This is a genomic window from Paenibacillus sp. PastM-3 (assembly GCF_029893965.1).
In the GTDB taxonomy this organism is placed as follows: Bacteria; Bacillota; Bacilli; order Paenibacillales; family Paenibacillaceae; genus Paenibacillus_AQ.
The window spans coordinates 22284-35908 of sequence record NZ_JARXXP010000042.1 but is presented as its reverse complement, the minus strand read 5'-3'; the positions used below and the strand labels follow the sequence as shown (position 1 = coordinate 35908).

Sequence of the window (13625 nt, the reverse complement as noted above, 5' to 3'; positions counted from 1 at the left end):
GTCTTTATAAGACACATTCAGATCAATGATGCTCCGCTCACCATACTTACTTGCAAATAGCTAAAGATCAGGGAGGTTTCGGATATGATCACCATCCACCCCACACACCGTCGGTTAGCAGAGCTGTACCTGCAGTATGCAGCTGGCACAATGCAAGACATTCAGGCAGCTGAGCTGCTGCACTTTCTCAAGCTCAATGCTCAGCTGGTACAGGAGGTTGACGGATTAAAGGAAGCTGCTTATGCAGCACAGTGCGCCGGGAATATGGACCTGGTACAGCACTTCTGCCAATTGATAGACGAAATGGAGGTCGCGCTTTATGAAACGTGTTGTGCGAAAGATATCGGAGCAGAGGTTGAAGGAATTGATGCTTTTATACAAGCGTTTGGCGAGCAGTGCACAGAAGAATGGGCACAACAACTTTGCAGCAGCGTGCTTGCGGAAATATCGGCGATATCGGGAGCAGCTGACGCAGGACTGGGAGCAGGTGCCTGATGACGGACGAATTGCTTCATGACCTGGGCGATTACTTTGTCCGCTGGCGGATCGGCTACTCCTTCGGAATATCCTTTGAGCAATTTGTAGAGCAGTACCTGGCCGGGAAATGGTCACATGTAACTCAGATTCTAGCCTGAGGGGAGGTGAACAAAGCAATGGGTGAAGCAGCGGAAGGTATCTTGGAAGGCATCATGTGCCAGCACTGCGGAGAGTTTATTGACGGCGAAGCGCCGGGCTATCTGCGGTCCTGTGAAGACTGCGAAAACGAGTAGGGCTATTATTTTTTTGCCCAAAACGGGGTTTTAGCTCTGAAACGAGCAGAAAGCGAGGGTTTGAATGGACAGAAAGACATTGGAGTACATGACTGACCGCACGAAGAAAGCGACCGCAATCGTGAGAAAGATTGATGAATTGAGCAAGGATGCGGAACGGATCATTGAAACCACAGAGTTGGTTTTTAAGGTTGGGTCCAGCAATGTAGCTTTTATTGCGGAGTGGAAAAGTAACAGCGGAAGAGATTCAGCAAAGCTGGTCGCCAATATTAAAACATTTGTTGTAGAGGCGATTAACCAAGAAATCAAGCAGCTTGAGGAAGAACTGGCTGCCCTATAAGGAGGACGACATGCAGCAGATCAAAATCAAATCAGCCACAGCACACAATTTCAAGGTACACCGGGATCTTCTGATCACCTTTGGCGAGGAACGGACAGAGATCACCGGTGACAATGGGCAGGGCAAGTCAAGCATTATTGAAATCCCTACGTGGACATTGTACGGCACAGATGCCCTTGGCAGCAAGCTTGATCCGACGCCGACCAATTATAAATTTGATTTCGTGAAGGGTGAGGTGCTCCTGGAGGTTGACGGAATACCGATTCTTCTGGGCCGCGGCATTGAGAAGGGCAAGGCCACCTATTACATCAATGATGTGCCGAGCAAGGCTGGCGACTTTGAGGAGATTGTAAAATCCCTGTTCGACCGGGACCTGTTCCTCTCCCTGTTCAACCCGTGGTACTTCTTTACGCTCCACTGGGGTAAACAGCGCGATCTCATGATGAGGTATACAACGCCGCCGGCGCCAAAGGAAGTATACGCCGAAATGAGCCGTCTGACGGCAAGGCAGAAGCAGAAAGATATTGCTCCGAATCTTCAGGCTCAGAAGCTCACAGAGCTGACCAAGAAGCACAACCGGCAGCAGCTTAAAGAAATCCATACCAAGAATAAAAACGACAAGGACGCGGCTCACAAGCGGGCTGAGGGCAAGGTTGAGGCGCTGGAGCAGCAACTGGCAAAACTGCCGGATCCGCCGGCAGACATTGAGGTGGTCAAGGCAAGGGACGCGGAGCTGCTTGAGCAGATCACAGCCATTCAGCAGAAAATCGAGGTTGCCGACGAACCGAAGCGCCGCCGTCTGGTTTTAGAGGGCAGCCTGCGGGCAGCGCAGCAGAATGTCGAAGCTGCAAAAGGCCGTTATATGAGGGTTCACGGCGAAGAAATTGCCGAGGATTGCCCGACCTGCAAACGAGCGCTTGATCCAGCAGCCATTGAAGCTGTCAAACAAAATAAAGAAGACCGCAAGCGGCCACTGCGGGAAGAGCACGAAAAGGCCGTAGCAGAGCGCAAAGCAATCGAGGCGCAGCTGGCTTCAGTGGAGCTGCCGGACATCACGGAGCTGATCGAGCAGCGGAATGCCTTAGAGATAGAGCGGGATGCAACTGCGGATGCCATTGGCTACTTTAACCGCCGAGGTCCATTGCAGGCCGACCTTGAGGCAGCCCGCGCTGAGGAGGCCGAGACGCTCTCCAGCAAGAACGAGAGCATCTTTATCCTGGACGCTCTTAAGGCATACGAGGCCAAAGAGGCTGAGCTGCAGGCAGCCAAGGTACAAGGCATGTTCTCCACGCTAACTATCAATCTCTTCAAGGAGATTAAGAGCACCGGGGAGCAGCAGCCGAACTTTGAGATTGAGCGTGATGGCAAGCCATACAGCAAGCTGTCCCGGTCCGAGCGAGCACATGCCGGCATCGAGCTGGCCGGAGTGCTCAGTGAGCTTTCCCAGATTATAGCTCCCCTGGCCGTCGATGACTCGGAGAGCGTGTTTAAAATCAAGCAGCCTGCTGGACAACTGATCCTGCTGCGGGCAGTGGAAGACCAAAAACTAACTATTAATTAGGAGGGCCATCCCATGCCAATTAAATTCCGCAATACCAATAAAAAATACTCCCTTATCGCTGCTATCCAATCCCAATGCGCTAAAGACTTTGCTCAGTACAAATCCGGCCGCCGGTTCAAGCGTGAAGCTTCCGACAAAAAGGCTTATAAGCCTGGCACTCTCGGTCTTTCGATGGTCTCACAGGCAATCCAGAAGGAATACGGTGGTTACCTCAACCGTTCTGGCCGCAAGCTGCTCGCGAAAGCAGGCAGGGTATCACGTCCGCGTTTCTACAACATTTAAGGGAGGCAAATAATTCATGGCAAATACTCAACTCGCTTCATACGAAAGTTATCTCTTCGGCGGTCTGACCTCGGATGACATTAAGACCGTCCATGAAACCATTGCTAAAGACTGTACCGAGGCCCAATTCAAATTGTTCATGGGGGTTGCGAAGGCTGCAGATGCAAATCCTCTGATCGGTGAAATTCATCCAACTGTATATCAAGGCAAACTTACCTGGCAGTTCGCTGTTGATTACCACGTCCGCAAAGCAAAGGAAATGGACGGTTACCGCGGCTACGATGTTCAGATCGTTCACGCAAATGATGATTTCCAGTATCACCAGGAGCGGGCAGAGGACGGGCGGTATTACATCGCGATTGATAAGCACATCGGCGGATTCCCAGCCGGCGCTCCAATCGGGGGTTATGCCATCGCATATAAAGAAGGATTTATGCCTTTCACTGTCTTGATGGATGTGGAAGAAGTTGATCACTTCAAGAAATCGGCAATAGGCATGCAGAAGACGATGTGGACCAACAACTTCAAGGATATGTTCAAGAAGCACATGGTCAAGCGCGCTATGAAAGCAGCCTTTGGCTTGCGGTTCGATGACAACGATGGAGCTGAGCCGGCCCCAGGTTATGACCCTTACGAGCGGGCTGATGTGACTCCGCCGACATCCTCGCCAGATCTAGAAGTAATTAACCCCGGAGGCCCGGTAACTGATTCATCTGGTGACAACAGCCCTACCGAAGCTGATCGGCTTAAACAGGCCCGCACTGATATGAAATTGAAGTTCCAGCAGCTCGGCATTACCTCTAATGAGGAAATGGCTGCTTACATCGAGAAGAAGGCGAAGCCGAAAGGCGACAAACCGACCCTCAAGGAACTGACAGGGCTCCTGAAGATCATGGACCTGGACATTGCTGAGAAGCGCGCCATGCAGGCAGCAGACGATGAGCTCCCTATCTAACGCCGAACTGGTTGAAATCTATCTCCGCTGCCTGGACTGCGAGGTCTGTGGCAGCGAGATAAACCCCGGCCGTGAGGAGTATATCCGCCGCCTGCGGGTATGCCCCCGCTGCTATGAGGGGCTGACAGGGGGTGCCGGTGATCGTCAAGCGAAACAGCGTCGAGCAGTTGGACTTATTCGGCGGAGCAGACCTTAGTGCTCCAGCAGCACCGGAAGCTCCAGTAAAGGAAGTGCTGAACGGCGCCTATTATGAGCGGGCGACAGATAAGTTTGTCACTTACGTTATGGGCCGGCGGCACAAGGAGTGGAGCGCCCGGCGCTGTACCTTCAGCAAGGAGTGGCAGGAGAAGACCAAGAGGGAGAGGGCTATATGACGGTAACTAAACTGGATGTTAAATGCATGTCTTGTAAAGCAGAAAAGACTGTCGAAGTACAGCGGCAGGATTTAAAAGCATATGAGGAAGGAGCGCATGCACAGCACGCCTTTCCGTACTTATCTGCAGATGAAAGGGAACTGATTATCTCCAATATCTGCGGGGAGTGCTTCGATAAGATTTTTGCTGATGAGGATGAGGAAGATGAAGGTTGATATCCTGGCATCCGGGTCGGCAGGCAATTGTATCGCCCTGACGACAGCTGGCAAAACAATCCTGATCGACGCAGGCATAGCCAGAACCAAGATCGAGAAGCGGCTACTGGAGGTCGGCATCCGGCCAGACAGCATTAAGGCAATATTCATCACCCACGCCCACGGCGACCATACCAAGGGGCTGCCGATGGCGAATAAGTACGGCATTCCAGTATACGCAACGGTCGGGGAATGGAAAGGCATATCCGGCGTAAACGAACGGCTGCAGCGGACGCTTGAGACCAGATATGGAATCTATGAGCCGACTTATCTCGGCGGGGTGACCGTTCACCCCTTTCAGACCCACCATGACGCTTACGAGCCTGTAGGCTATGCCATAGAGCCGGATGACGGCCCGCGAGCTTGTGTCGTGTTTGATACCGGCAAAGTGGACGATGACATGCTGGCGATGATGGAGGGCAGCATCTATATCGTTGAGGCAAACCATGACCGGGATATGGTGGCCGAGTCCAGTTATCCGGATAGTGTGAAGGCCCGCGTGCTGTCCGATTTGGGTCACCTGAGCAATGAACAGACGGCCACAGCGCTCGCCGAGTTGATTACCGGCCGCGGCGAACAGATTTACTTGACGCACTTATCCAGCAGTAATAACCTGCCGGCGCTGGCTGAGGCGACCGTCAAGGCGGCGCTTGCCCGGCGCGGGTTCAGAGCAGGAAAACATTATCACCTGGAGGTTATCACATGATACTCAACGACATTACAGTCTTTGACTTTGAGACAACGGGCCTGAATCCGGAAAACGAACGGATTATTGAAATGGCCGCGATTCGGGTAGTTGGCGGTCAGCTGGTTACCGGATTCCATACTTTGGTTAACCCAGGACGCAAGCTTGACCCGAAAATCACAGAGATTACAGGCATCACAGAAGAAATGCTGGTTGATGCGATGGACGAAAATCTCGCCATCCGGATCCTGCGGAATATCATGGGCAGCAGCTTGCTGGTCGCCCACAACGCCGCGTTTGACCTGCAATTTCTCCACTGGGCTATGCAGCGGCTGGCTGGGAAAACCTTCGAGAATCCATTTATCGACACCATGACGATATCCCGGGAACGGACCACATACCCGCATAAGCTGACAGACATGTGCGGCAAGTACGGAATTGTCCTTGAGGGGGCCCACAGAGCCTTGAACGATGTGGAGGGATGCTGGGAACTGCTGAAAGCTCTGCATGAAGAGGAGTCAGTCCTGCCGTTCGTGAACCGGCTGGGATACCTGAGTAAATATGATCCGCCCGCATGGGCGCCGGCATACGCCGAACTGTTCCCTACTCAAAATAAATACGAGAAACGAGGTGCGGTGTGATGCGGATTATGAAGACGACGAGTGACATTGATTTCCCGGATCAAACGCTTCAAGTTGGGACTTATCTTCAGGTAGAAGATGATTGTTCCCCGAACGGTCTAGTATATATCCTGGCTGGTGAGCTTGCCTATCGGAGCATCCATGTTGACCATCTTGGTGAGGTGGATGTGCAGGAGTTGGTCGGCGAACTGGAAGAAATGCAAATCGTCAGAGGAAAATACTTGGAGGGCCTCGCAGAAGCAGGCAGAAAGATTGCCGCTCTCAAGGATCAGAACAAGCTACTCCAATGGGATCTGGAATTGCTTGATCGAAAAGTTACTCTGCCTAAGGATGTAGCGGAAGCAATGGACGAATACGTGGGCCCGGATATTGGCCGGGACGCTAAAGGTTGGGCCGTATTAAACATTTTGAGGGCACATGCGGATGATCTTAACACTTCAGCCCGAACCATCAAAAATTATTTCGGGACTGACCATATGAATTTTATTGAAGCTGTGGTCCGTGGATACAACGTTGATCCGGAGCCTGAAAAAGACCAGCCTGTAGACCTCCGCACAGGGGTTAAGGCAATCGTTGAAAATGTAATGGCTTTGAAAAACCCATTTTAAATGGCAAACCTTTTCGGATCAGCTGACAGACGAGATATGTGATTTTATCAAACAGCGTGAGGACAACGGACTTCCCTTTTAGAGCAAAGCAGGTGAGGTAAATGGCAAGCCCGCAAACAGAAAATGGCTTTACCAGTATTGCTCACGAGATCCTTGAGCAAGTAGCTCGGCAACGTTTTAACGGTATCCAGCGCTCAATCATCGACATTATATGGCGTTACACATATGGGTTTAAGCGCAAATCACACCAACTGGCTACAGGGTTCATTGCAGAAGCTATTGATGCTGATCTCAAGGGTGTGAAGGTTGAGCTTGCCAAGCTCATAGCGTGGAAAGTGGTGCTTGTTGTCAAGGAAGGACATGGAGCTCGTCCCCGGACATTATCTTTCAATAAAAATTATGAACAGTGGCTTGTGGGGGAGAATTCTCCACCTAAAATTACAAAGCGGCATGGTGGAGAATCATCCACCGCCGTGGTGGAGAGTAGTACCCCATTAGTGGTGGAGAACTCTACCCCCAAGATAGAAAGAAAGAAAAATATAAAGAAAGAAGAGATAGATATGAAAATCCCCCCAGGAAAACAGGCTTATGCAGATACAGTGTTCCTTACTACTGAGCAATACGAAAAGCTCTGCACTAACTTCGGAAAAAAGCGGGTGGATGACACCATCGAAGCTCTGGACGAATGGCAGACAAATAAAAAGCCGAGCCAACACAAGAAGGATCACAATAAGACACTGCGAGTTTGGATCAAAAAGGACTTAGAGCGGAACCCAGTCTCCAAAGCTCAAAAGAAGCAGCAGGAAATGACCATTCTGAACCAGTTCTACGAGGAGGGAGCGGCACGTGAAGCAAACGGAAATGGCGAACTTCTTGAACATGATCAAAACCGCTTATCCCTTCTTTGAAATCACAGAGCCTGGGGTAAAGCTTTGGCACCTTATGCTGCAGGACCTGGAATATAAGGAGGCGCAGGGGCGGCTTGCTCGCCATATCCGGTCCAGTAAGTACGCGCCGACCATAGCGGAGCTGCTTGCAGATGATCAGGCCTCAGAGCCTTCCTTTTACGAGGTGCTGCGGCTTGAGGAAGAGGAAGACCATTTGCTGCTTGAAGCATACAACCAGACGGCAGTACCCATGCCGGACCACATCCTCCAAAAGCGGCAGAAGCTGGACGAGAGACGGAGGCTGAATGTAGATGAGCATTGAGGCGGAGCAGGCGGTCCTCGGGGCGCTTTTAGCTAAGCCGGATCTCATGGACACGTGCTATCTGCAGGGTGAGGATTTCTCTCCTGAAGAAAACCACGGATTGATAATGGACTCGCTGCGGTGGGCATACGATTACTTTGCTAACAAGCCTAATCCATTTGACCTGGTGCTGTTGGCAGAGTATTGGGGCAGCCAGCTCGCCAAGATCGGCGGGATCAGTTACCTGGTGCAGTTGCAGAAGTCCTTCCCGATGGCCTCCAATTTTGAGCAGTACCAGACCATTGTACGCAAAGCTCATATTGATCGGCAGGCACGGAAGGCTCTCCACACGGCATTGACCCGGGATGACATTAATTTGGCTGATACTCTGGAGGATCTGCAGAAGCTGGCTGACATGCGAATCGGGCCGGATCGTTCAGGACCAGTTTTGATGGCTGATACACTGGTTGACCATCATAAGGTGCTCCGCGATCGTGCAAGCCGAATGGGACTCACAGGGGCGAAGACGGCCAGCACTGAGCTGGATCAGATGAGCGGCGGGCACCAGAAAGGCGACCTGATCATTATTGCAGCTCGGCCATCCATCGGAAAGACTGCTTTCATCGTCAGCGACACCATCCAATCGGCAGGGACGGGGACAACCACCGTAATATTCTCGGCGGAAATGCCCGGAGCTGACGTCACAGAGCGTCACATATGCGCTATAGGCGGGATAGACAGCGCCAAGATGAGAACCGGGCGGCTGTCAGAGACGGATTGGGTCAATTACGACAAGGCGCTTGATATGCTGGATAACCTTCCGCTCTACATTGATGACACGCCGGGTATGAGCATTGAGTACATCCGCCGGCAGGTCAAAATGCTGAAAAAGAAGTTCCCGCGGCTGATCGTTTATATCGACTATCTGCAGCTCATCGAGAGTGAAAAGAGTTTTACGAACAATGCGGACCGCGTGAATTATGTATCGAAGCAGCTCAAGCAGATGGCCCGGGTGTTTGATATTCCGGTTGTTGCAATCTCTTCGGTCGGTCGGAAATGCGAGGAGCGGCAGGATAAGCGGCCGATGATGTCAGATCTAAGGGAATCAGGAAATATCGAATTCGACGCAGATATCATTATTTTCTTATACCGGGATGACTATTATTATCCGGATACGGTTCTAAAAGGTGTGATTGAGCTGATAGTAGCCAAGGGCCGGAAGATCGGCACCCGAACAATCCAGATGCTATTCAACCGTAAGAATGGCCGGTTCACGGATTTGGATAAAGACGCGCTTTATGAGCTGATGAAAAAGGCTAAGGAGAAAGAGCAAGAGCAAAAACGTAGAAGGTGACAGCCATGAAATTGATACAGGATGACGCCCAGTATGATCGGGCGCGTGAAGCTCTTCTGAAAATGGCCGCTGAGCTGGATGACCCACTGAGCAGCATGACGGCGGAAGAACGGGAGCGGAAAAATTTAATATATGATCGGACAGCGGAAGCAATTCGGGAGTATCGGCGCAGTGAAATGGTGGTAGTCTTCCCGGGACTCAAGCGGGTTTATGAAGAGCTTGGATGGCCGTACCGTGATTTCTCTGAGGCACCGCAAGCTGAGCAGGTGAATGTGCCGGAAGCACCAGTGAAACACGAACCAAAGCCGAAGGCAGATCCGGTGCCAGAAGAACCCGTTAAACCGGCAGCTTCTCGCCTCTCTGGCTGGCTGGATGATTGAAAGGAGTGAGGGCATGCGGCATATCGGCATTGACCCAGCAACGCATACAGGTTTTGTCGCCATCGGCAGCAATGGTAGGTTGGCTGGCTGGACTGAATTTGTCGGCAAGGGAGACTCAGCGCCGGCCCGGATCAATATGGTGCTGAATGAAGTGTACCGGCACCTGAAGCCTGATGATGACATTTGCATTGAGGGTTTCGCGATGGAGGCGAAACACGATACCAACAAGGTTTCCAGCGGGTTTAACTGGGCAGCCCGCCTGGCGGTTGATCGAAGAGGCAGCAGCTTTATCGTCGCAACCCCGAACCAGTTGAAGAAATTCGTGAACGTCTCCGAGTGGGAGGGCGTGCCCGGGAGCAAGGTCAGACTGGACGGCAAAGCGGTTAAGCGCCGAGTAATGGCTGCGGTCGAATCTCACTGGGGAGATATACCCCGGACAGAGAATATCGCTGATGCCTATGTATTGGCCCGGATCGCTGAGGCTGTTTACAAGGTCGAGTGGGGGAAGGAGTTGGAGAACTACCCCAAATACCAGCAGGAAGTAATCATGGCGATCATTGATCCGGCTGCAGTTAAAAAGCTGAAAAAAGAATCTAAAGCGAACAAACGTCCCAGGAAGCCTGCGGCGGCGACCAGTCACACCCAAATTCCGGGTCAGGGGCTCTTATTTTAAGGAGGCGGCAGCAATGAACTGGAGAAACGCGACTCGCGTCCAGCTGTGTGAGATTGCATATAACGACAGCGAAGCTCCCATCACCCATAAGCGGGCTGCTCTTGAAGAGCTTCAGCGCCGGCAGCGGCCGATACATCCGAAGATCAATTTCCGGAAAAAGAAGGTGTACCCGCGATGAAAACGGGGGATAAACGGCAGCGCCAGCTTGATAGGCTCCTGCAGATCGCAGAGGAACGGGTGGCAAAGGCTACTGAATCAAACAGCCGGCAACCGGTGGGCTCGTCTCTTGGCGGACTTGCCTCAGCAATAGATGAACGGGACCGGGTGCGGCAGCAGCTGGAAGATTACATGAAAGGGCTGGTGACATGACCGATTCAGTTAAATTCAAGGTCATAATCCCTAAGAAAAAACGTCTGGATCAGAAAGATCGAGCGAAATTGATCGCTTACTGGCAGGGTGTGTATGACCGAGGAGAGCGTGAGTTAGTAATTGACAACTTTGCGGGTGGAGGCGGAGCAAGTACCGGAATTGAAGAAGCCACCGGAGTAAGTGTAGATGTTGCAATCAATCACGATCCGGCAGCCATCGCAATGCACAAGGCTAACCACCCCGAGACGGAACACTATTGCGAATCAGTCTGGGATGTCGTTCCCCGGCAAATCGCAGCCGGCAGGCCTGTCGGTCTCCTGTGGCTTTCTCCCGATTGTAAGCATTTCTCCAAGGCGAAGGGCGGAAAGCCGGTAGAAAAATTTATTCGGGGCCTTGCTTGGATCGCTGTCCGCTGGGCGGCGACCGTTCGGCCAAGGGTCATCATGTTGGAAAACGTCGAGGAGTTCAAGGGCTGGGGGCCATTGATCGAAGATGAGAAGGGCAACTTGATTCCAGATCCAAAAAGGAAAGGATTGACTTTTAAATCATTTGTCAAAGCGCTTCGTCGGCAGGGGTATGACGTAGATTGGCGCGAGTTGCGCGCATGTGATTACGGTGCCCCGACAATTCGTAAACGTCTGTTCCTGATTGCTCGTTGTGATGGCTTGCCAATTGTTTGGCCGGAGCCGACACACGGCGCACCAGACAGCCCGGAAGTGGTGGCTGGAAAACTCCAGCCATGGCGGACGGCAGCGGAGATTATTGACTGGTCGATTCCCTGCCCGAGTATTTTCGATTCAGCGAATGAGATCAAAAACACGTTTGGCATAAATGTTAAACGGCCACTGGCAGAGAATACGGAGCGGCGGATCTTCCGGGGCTTGGATAGACACATCATACAGGTTGCGAATGCGGGAGGGACACCATTCATTGTTCCGTATGTAATTAAGGTCAATCATCACGGTGAACAGTTCCGTGGACAGCAGATTAATGAGCCATTACAGACTATTACCTCGAAAAATGGCTGGGGAGTGGTCACCCCGTACATTGCCCGGATCGGACAAACCGGGTTTGGTGGAGACCGACTTCATAAGTCAGTTGAAGACCCACTGACCACGATTACTACAAAGGCAGAGCATTGTCTTGTGAGCCCCACACTTATAGAAATTGGCTACGGTGAGGGGCCGGGACAAAAGCCACGTGCTCCAGGATTGCAGAAGCCACTGGGGACTGTGGTATCCGGCGGCCGAAAACATGCTTTGGTGGCTGCATCACTGGTAAAGCATTACGGCGGGGGCTATACCGGAGCCGGTAACAGCTTGGATGAACCACTCAGCACAGTGACCACTGTAGATCATAACGCATTGGTTACTTCGCACCTGGTCAAGCTGCGCGGCACCTGCAAGGACGGCCAATCAGTTACGGAGCCGATGCCAACGATTACTGCGGGCGGGCTGCATGTGGGCGAAGTAAGGGCATGCCTAATTAAATATTACGGTAGCGGCGACAACAGCCAGGCACTGGATACTCCACTGCACACCGTTACTTCTAAAGCCCGTTTTGGACTGGTCACGATAGAGGGCACAGATTATGAAATTGTTGATGTCGGCATGCGGATGCTTAAGTCGCGAGAATTGTTTAGAGCAAATGGTTTTCCTGAATCCTACATCATCGACGTAGATGCAGACGGAAACAAATATTCAGAAAAGGACCAGGTTGCTCGCTGCGGCAATGCCGTACCGCCGCCATTTGCGAAAGCTCTGACCCGGGCGAACGTACCGCATATGTGTGTCGGCTCTGGCCGGGCGCTGTCACTGGAGAGATACAAAGCAGCTGCGGGGCAAATGGAGTTCAGTTTATAACTGGTGGGGTTGATGATTGGCGGCGGAGATCTGGCGGCGATGCAGACATTCACTGGTGATACCATCAGTCAAGCCGACCTTTGGCTCGCATAGCTTCACGTAATTGACCAGCCAAAGTCGATGCTGTACGGATATCCCCATATTCATCTGCTAGCCGCATCGAATCATAGAGATTCCGATACTCCGGAAATTCTTCAACGAATAGTTCGAGGTAAGTCCATTTCTTCTTTAATTTGCTCACGGTTGTATTCCTCCTTGGTGTATATCTCTACCCACTCAATCTATACGACATAGGCAGAAGATAATTTAGGGGCTGCTTTGTTTTTGCCCCATTCGGGAGTAACAATCGGGGTGGAGGGGTGTTTAGTTGCTAAAAATAATGTGAACAAGATATGAACTTTAAGGGCTGTCATAGCCCCAGGGAGGGAACAGACATGAGCCACTGGTTTTATATCACCCCAGATGAGTACGAGTTGGCAGCGATGATCGGTATCAGTGCTATAGTGCTGGAGGTGCGAATCCGATCTTTGGGTTGGTCGAAGGAACGGGCGCTTACTGAGCCACCTCAAACCAAACGAGCTCTTAAAGGGGAATGGATGAAGGTGGCTGAGCAGAACGGCATCTGCTACAGCACTTTCCGGTACCGGGTCAACCGCCTCGGTTGGGATATGGAGAGGGCGGCCACCCAGCCACTGCAGGATCGGAAGGCTCAGGCGAAGGCTGCCCATGAAGCAAGCCGGAAATATGACCCTGATCTGGTGGCCCAGGCTAGTAATAATGATGTTCCCTATGACACCTTCCGCAAAAGGGTTACGGCAAGCAAATGGAGTCCAGAAAAGGCTGCTACCACTCCTGTCATGACATCTAGTGAAATTGGGCTTATGACAAAGGATAAACGGACACTGAGTTTCAGCCGGCATTCTCGCGCGTGGAATGGATCTTTTGTAACACGATAATCAGGGCATAGCCCCTATAAGGAGAGATAAACGATGCACCCTGAATGCAAGTATTGCGATAACCCGATGCCGCCAGGCGAAATCGGCGGAGATATTGTGTGCAGCAAATGCGGAGCAGAATGGGCCGATGCTCGAATCATGGTCGAGGATGAAGAGTATGACGATGACGATCTGCAGGACCTCTATGACAATGACCTGCCGGATTTTGATGATGATGACTTTGAGGAGCCGGACCTCGGTTGTGTAGATTGTGAGGATGAAATCTATACCGGGCACGATGAGGCGGGCAGTTATTGCGAGTCCTGCGGGTACCGGCCATCACCAATATCTGAATTGTAACCGGGGGAGGGTTAACCACCCTCTCCCCCTATAA

23 protein-coding genes are annotated in these 13625 nt (G+C 51.8%); 22 read left to right on the top strand and 1 reads right to left on the bottom strand.

The window, feature by feature from the left end; genetic code table 11:
* The first annotated feature begins 84 nt into the window (after nt 1-84).
* The 20 genes from M2108_RS29595 (at nt 85) to M2108_RS29500 (ending at nt 12296) form a co-directional block, all read left to right on the top strand.
* Entirely contained in the window at nt 85-495 is a 411-nt protein-coding gene (locus M2108_RS29595) for a DUF7667 family protein (protein ID WP_277472938.1), read from the top strand.
* Entirely contained in the window at nt 495-635 is a 141-nt protein-coding gene (locus M2108_RS29590; protein WP_277472939.1) for a hypothetical protein, read from the top strand. The genes M2108_RS29595 and M2108_RS29590 overlap by 1 nt, the downstream gene beginning before the upstream one ends.
* Before the next feature lie 6 nt (nt 636-641).
* Nucleotides 642-770 carry a hypothetical protein gene (locus M2108_RS29585; protein ID WP_277472940.1) on the top strand — a complete coding sequence of 43 codons (129 nt, stop codon included), beginning with the start codon at nt 642-644 and terminating at the stop codon, nt 768-770.
* 64 nt (nt 771-834) lie between these two features.
* Nucleotides 835-1110: a hypothetical protein gene (locus M2108_RS29580; protein WP_277506454.1), complete on the top strand. Its 276-nt coding sequence runs from the start codon at nt 835-837 to the stop codon at nt 1108-1110.
* A gap of 10 nt (nt 1111-1120) precedes the next feature.
* Nucleotides 1121-2671: an AAA family ATPase gene (locus M2108_RS29575; RefSeq protein ID WP_277472942.1), complete on the top strand. Its 1551-nt coding sequence runs from the start codon at nt 1121-1123 to the stop codon at nt 2669-2671.
* Between the two features lie 12 nt (nt 2672-2683).
* On the top strand, nt 2684-2953 hold the full coding sequence (locus M2108_RS29570) for a hypothetical protein (RefSeq protein ID WP_277472943.1): 270 nt from the start codon (nt 2684-2686) through the stop codon (nt 2951-2953).
* A gap of 16 nt (nt 2954-2969) precedes the next feature.
* The gene (locus M2108_RS29565) at nt 2970-3908 is read left to right on the top strand and encodes a recombinase RecT (protein ID WP_277472944.1); all 939 of its coding nucleotides are present in this window, start codon (nt 2970-2972) and stop codon (nt 3906-3908) included.
* A gap of 137 nt (nt 3909-4045) precedes the next feature.
* Entirely contained in the window at nt 4046-4282 is a 237-nt protein-coding gene (locus tag M2108_RS29560; RefSeq protein ID WP_277472945.1) for a hypothetical protein, read from the top strand.
* On the top strand, nt 4279-4497 hold the full coding sequence (locus tag M2108_RS29555) for a hypothetical protein (RefSeq protein WP_277472946.1): 219 nt from the start codon (nt 4279-4281) through the stop codon (nt 4495-4497). The genes M2108_RS29560 and M2108_RS29555 overlap by 4 nt, the downstream gene beginning before the upstream one ends.
* A complete protein-coding gene (locus M2108_RS29550; protein ID WP_277472947.1) occupies nt 4487-5242 on the top strand; it encodes an MBL fold metallo-hydrolase in 756 nt (251 codons plus the stop codon). Before M2108_RS29555 ends, M2108_RS29550 begins: the two co-directional genes overlap by 11 nt.
* A complete protein-coding gene (locus M2108_RS29545) occupies nt 5239-5862 on the top strand; it encodes a 3'-5' exonuclease (protein WP_277472948.1) in 624 nt (207 codons plus the stop codon). The genes M2108_RS29550 and M2108_RS29545 overlap by 4 nt, the downstream gene beginning before the upstream one ends.
* On the top strand, nt 5862-6470 hold the full coding sequence (locus M2108_RS29540; protein ID WP_280777304.1) for a hypothetical protein: 609 nt from the start codon (nt 5862-5864) through the stop codon (nt 6468-6470). Before M2108_RS29545 ends, M2108_RS29540 begins: the two co-directional genes overlap by 1 nt.
* Nucleotides 6471-6571: 101 nt before the next feature.
* Entirely contained in the window at nt 6572-7378 is an 807-nt protein-coding gene (locus M2108_RS29535) for a replication protein (RefSeq protein WP_277472951.1), read from the top strand.
* The gene (locus tag M2108_RS29530) at nt 7317-7679 is read left to right on the top strand and encodes a replicative helicase loader/inhibitor (protein WP_277472952.1); all 363 of its coding nucleotides are present in this window, start codon (nt 7317-7319) and stop codon (nt 7677-7679) included. Before M2108_RS29535 ends, M2108_RS29530 begins: the two co-directional genes overlap by 62 nt.
* Nucleotides 7669-9012 (top strand): replicative DNA helicase, encoded by a 1344-nt coding sequence (locus M2108_RS29525; protein WP_277472953.1) that lies wholly within the window; start codon nt 7669-7671, stop codon nt 9010-9012. Before M2108_RS29530 ends, M2108_RS29525 begins: the two co-directional genes overlap by 11 nt.
* A gap of 5 nt (nt 9013-9017) precedes the next feature.
* Nucleotides 9018-9392, top strand: a complete 375-nt coding sequence (locus M2108_RS29520) for a hypothetical protein (protein WP_277472954.1) — start codon at nt 9018-9020, stop codon at nt 9390-9392.
* Between the two features lie 13 nt (nt 9393-9405).
* The gene (locus tag M2108_RS29515) at nt 9406-10065 is read left to right on the top strand and encodes a hypothetical protein (RefSeq protein ID WP_280777302.1); all 660 of its coding nucleotides are present in this window, start codon (nt 9406-9408) and stop codon (nt 10063-10065) included.
* 13 nt (nt 10066-10078) lie between these two features.
* A complete protein-coding gene (locus M2108_RS29510) occupies nt 10079-10243 on the top strand; it encodes a hypothetical protein (protein WP_277472956.1) in 165 nt (54 codons plus the stop codon).
* The gene (locus M2108_RS29505) at nt 10240-10434 is read left to right on the top strand and encodes a hypothetical protein (RefSeq protein WP_277472957.1); all 195 of its coding nucleotides are present in this window, start codon (nt 10240-10242) and stop codon (nt 10432-10434) included. Before M2108_RS29510 ends, M2108_RS29505 begins: the two co-directional genes overlap by 4 nt.
* Nucleotides 10431-12296 (top strand): DNA cytosine methyltransferase, encoded by a 1866-nt coding sequence (locus M2108_RS29500; protein ID WP_277472958.1) that lies wholly within the window; start codon nt 10431-10433, stop codon nt 12294-12296. The genes M2108_RS29505 and M2108_RS29500 overlap by 4 nt, the downstream gene beginning before the upstream one ends.
* A 64-nt stretch (nt 12297-12360) precedes the next feature.
* Here the strand turns inward: M2108_RS29500 and M2108_RS29495 are convergent, their stop codons facing one another.
* On the bottom strand, nt 12361-12537 hold the full coding sequence (locus M2108_RS29495; protein WP_277472959.1) for a hypothetical protein: 177 nt from the start codon (nt 12535-12537) through the stop codon (nt 12361-12363).
* 193 nt (nt 12538-12730) lie between these two features.
* Here M2108_RS29495 and M2108_RS29490 point away from each other — a divergent pair, with 193 nt between their 5' ends.
* Entirely contained in the window at nt 12731-13252 is a 522-nt protein-coding gene (locus M2108_RS29490; protein WP_277472960.1) for a hypothetical protein, read from the top strand.
* A 33-nt stretch (nt 13253-13285) separates the two neighbouring features.
* The gene (locus M2108_RS29485) at nt 13286-13591 is read left to right on the top strand and encodes a hypothetical protein (RefSeq protein WP_277472961.1); all 306 of its coding nucleotides are present in this window, start codon (nt 13286-13288) and stop codon (nt 13589-13591) included.
* Nucleotides 13592-13625 lie beyond the last annotated feature (34 nt).

Coding starts and splice junctions, on each gene's coding strand:
- M2108_RS29595 (WP_277472938.1), top strand. CDS start 85: ATGATCACCATCCACCCCACACACCGTCGGTTAGCAGAGCTGTACCTG.
- M2108_RS29590 (WP_277472939.1), top strand. CDS start 495: ATGACGGACGAATTGCTTCATGACCTGGGCGATTACTTTGTCCGCTGG.
- M2108_RS29580 (WP_277506454.1), top strand. CDS start 835: ATGGACAGAAAGACATTGGAGTACATGACTGACCGCACGAAGAAAGCG.
- M2108_RS29575 (WP_277472942.1), top strand. CDS start 1,121: ATGCAGCAGATCAAAATCAAATCAGCCACAGCACACAATTTCAAGGTA.
- M2108_RS29570 (WP_277472943.1), top strand. CDS start 2,684: ATGCCAATTAAATTCCGCAATACCAATAAAAAATACTCCCTTATCGCT.
- M2108_RS29565 (WP_277472944.1), top strand. CDS start 2,970: ATGGCAAATACTCAACTCGCTTCATACGAAAGTTATCTCTTCGGCGGT.
- M2108_RS29555 (WP_277472946.1), top strand. CDS start 4,279: ATGACGGTAACTAAACTGGATGTTAAATGCATGTCTTGTAAAGCAGAA.
- M2108_RS29550 (WP_277472947.1), top strand. CDS start 4,487: ATGAAGGTTGATATCCTGGCATCCGGGTCGGCAGGCAATTGTATCGCC.
- M2108_RS29545 (WP_277472948.1), top strand. CDS start 5,239: ATGATACTCAACGACATTACAGTCTTTGACTTTGAGACAACGGGCCTG.
- M2108_RS29540 (WP_280777304.1), top strand. CDS start 5,862: ATGCGGATTATGAAGACGACGAGTGACATTGATTTCCCGGATCAAACG.
- M2108_RS29535 (WP_277472951.1), top strand. CDS start 6,572: ATGGCAAGCCCGCAAACAGAAAATGGCTTTACCAGTATTGCTCACGAG.
- M2108_RS29525 (WP_277472953.1), top strand. CDS start 7,669: ATGAGCATTGAGGCGGAGCAGGCGGTCCTCGGGGCGCTTTTAGCTAAG.
- M2108_RS29520 (WP_277472954.1), top strand. CDS start 9,018: ATGAAATTGATACAGGATGACGCCCAGTATGATCGGGCGCGTGAAGCT.
- M2108_RS29515 (WP_280777302.1), top strand. CDS start 9,406: ATGCGGCATATCGGCATTGACCCAGCAACGCATACAGGTTTTGTCGCC.
- M2108_RS29510 (WP_277472956.1), top strand. CDS start 10,079: ATGAACTGGAGAAACGCGACTCGCGTCCAGCTGTGTGAGATTGCATAT.
- M2108_RS29505 (WP_277472957.1), top strand. CDS start 10,240: ATGAAAACGGGGGATAAACGGCAGCGCCAGCTTGATAGGCTCCTGCAG.
- M2108_RS29500 (WP_277472958.1), top strand. CDS start 10,431: ATGACCGATTCAGTTAAATTCAAGGTCATAATCCCTAAGAAAAAACGT.
- M2108_RS29490 (WP_277472960.1), top strand. CDS start 12,731: ATGAGCCACTGGTTTTATATCACCCCAGATGAGTACGAGTTGGCAGCG.
- M2108_RS29485 (WP_277472961.1), top strand. CDS start 13,286: ATGCACCCTGAATGCAAGTATTGCGATAACCCGATGCCGCCAGGCGAA.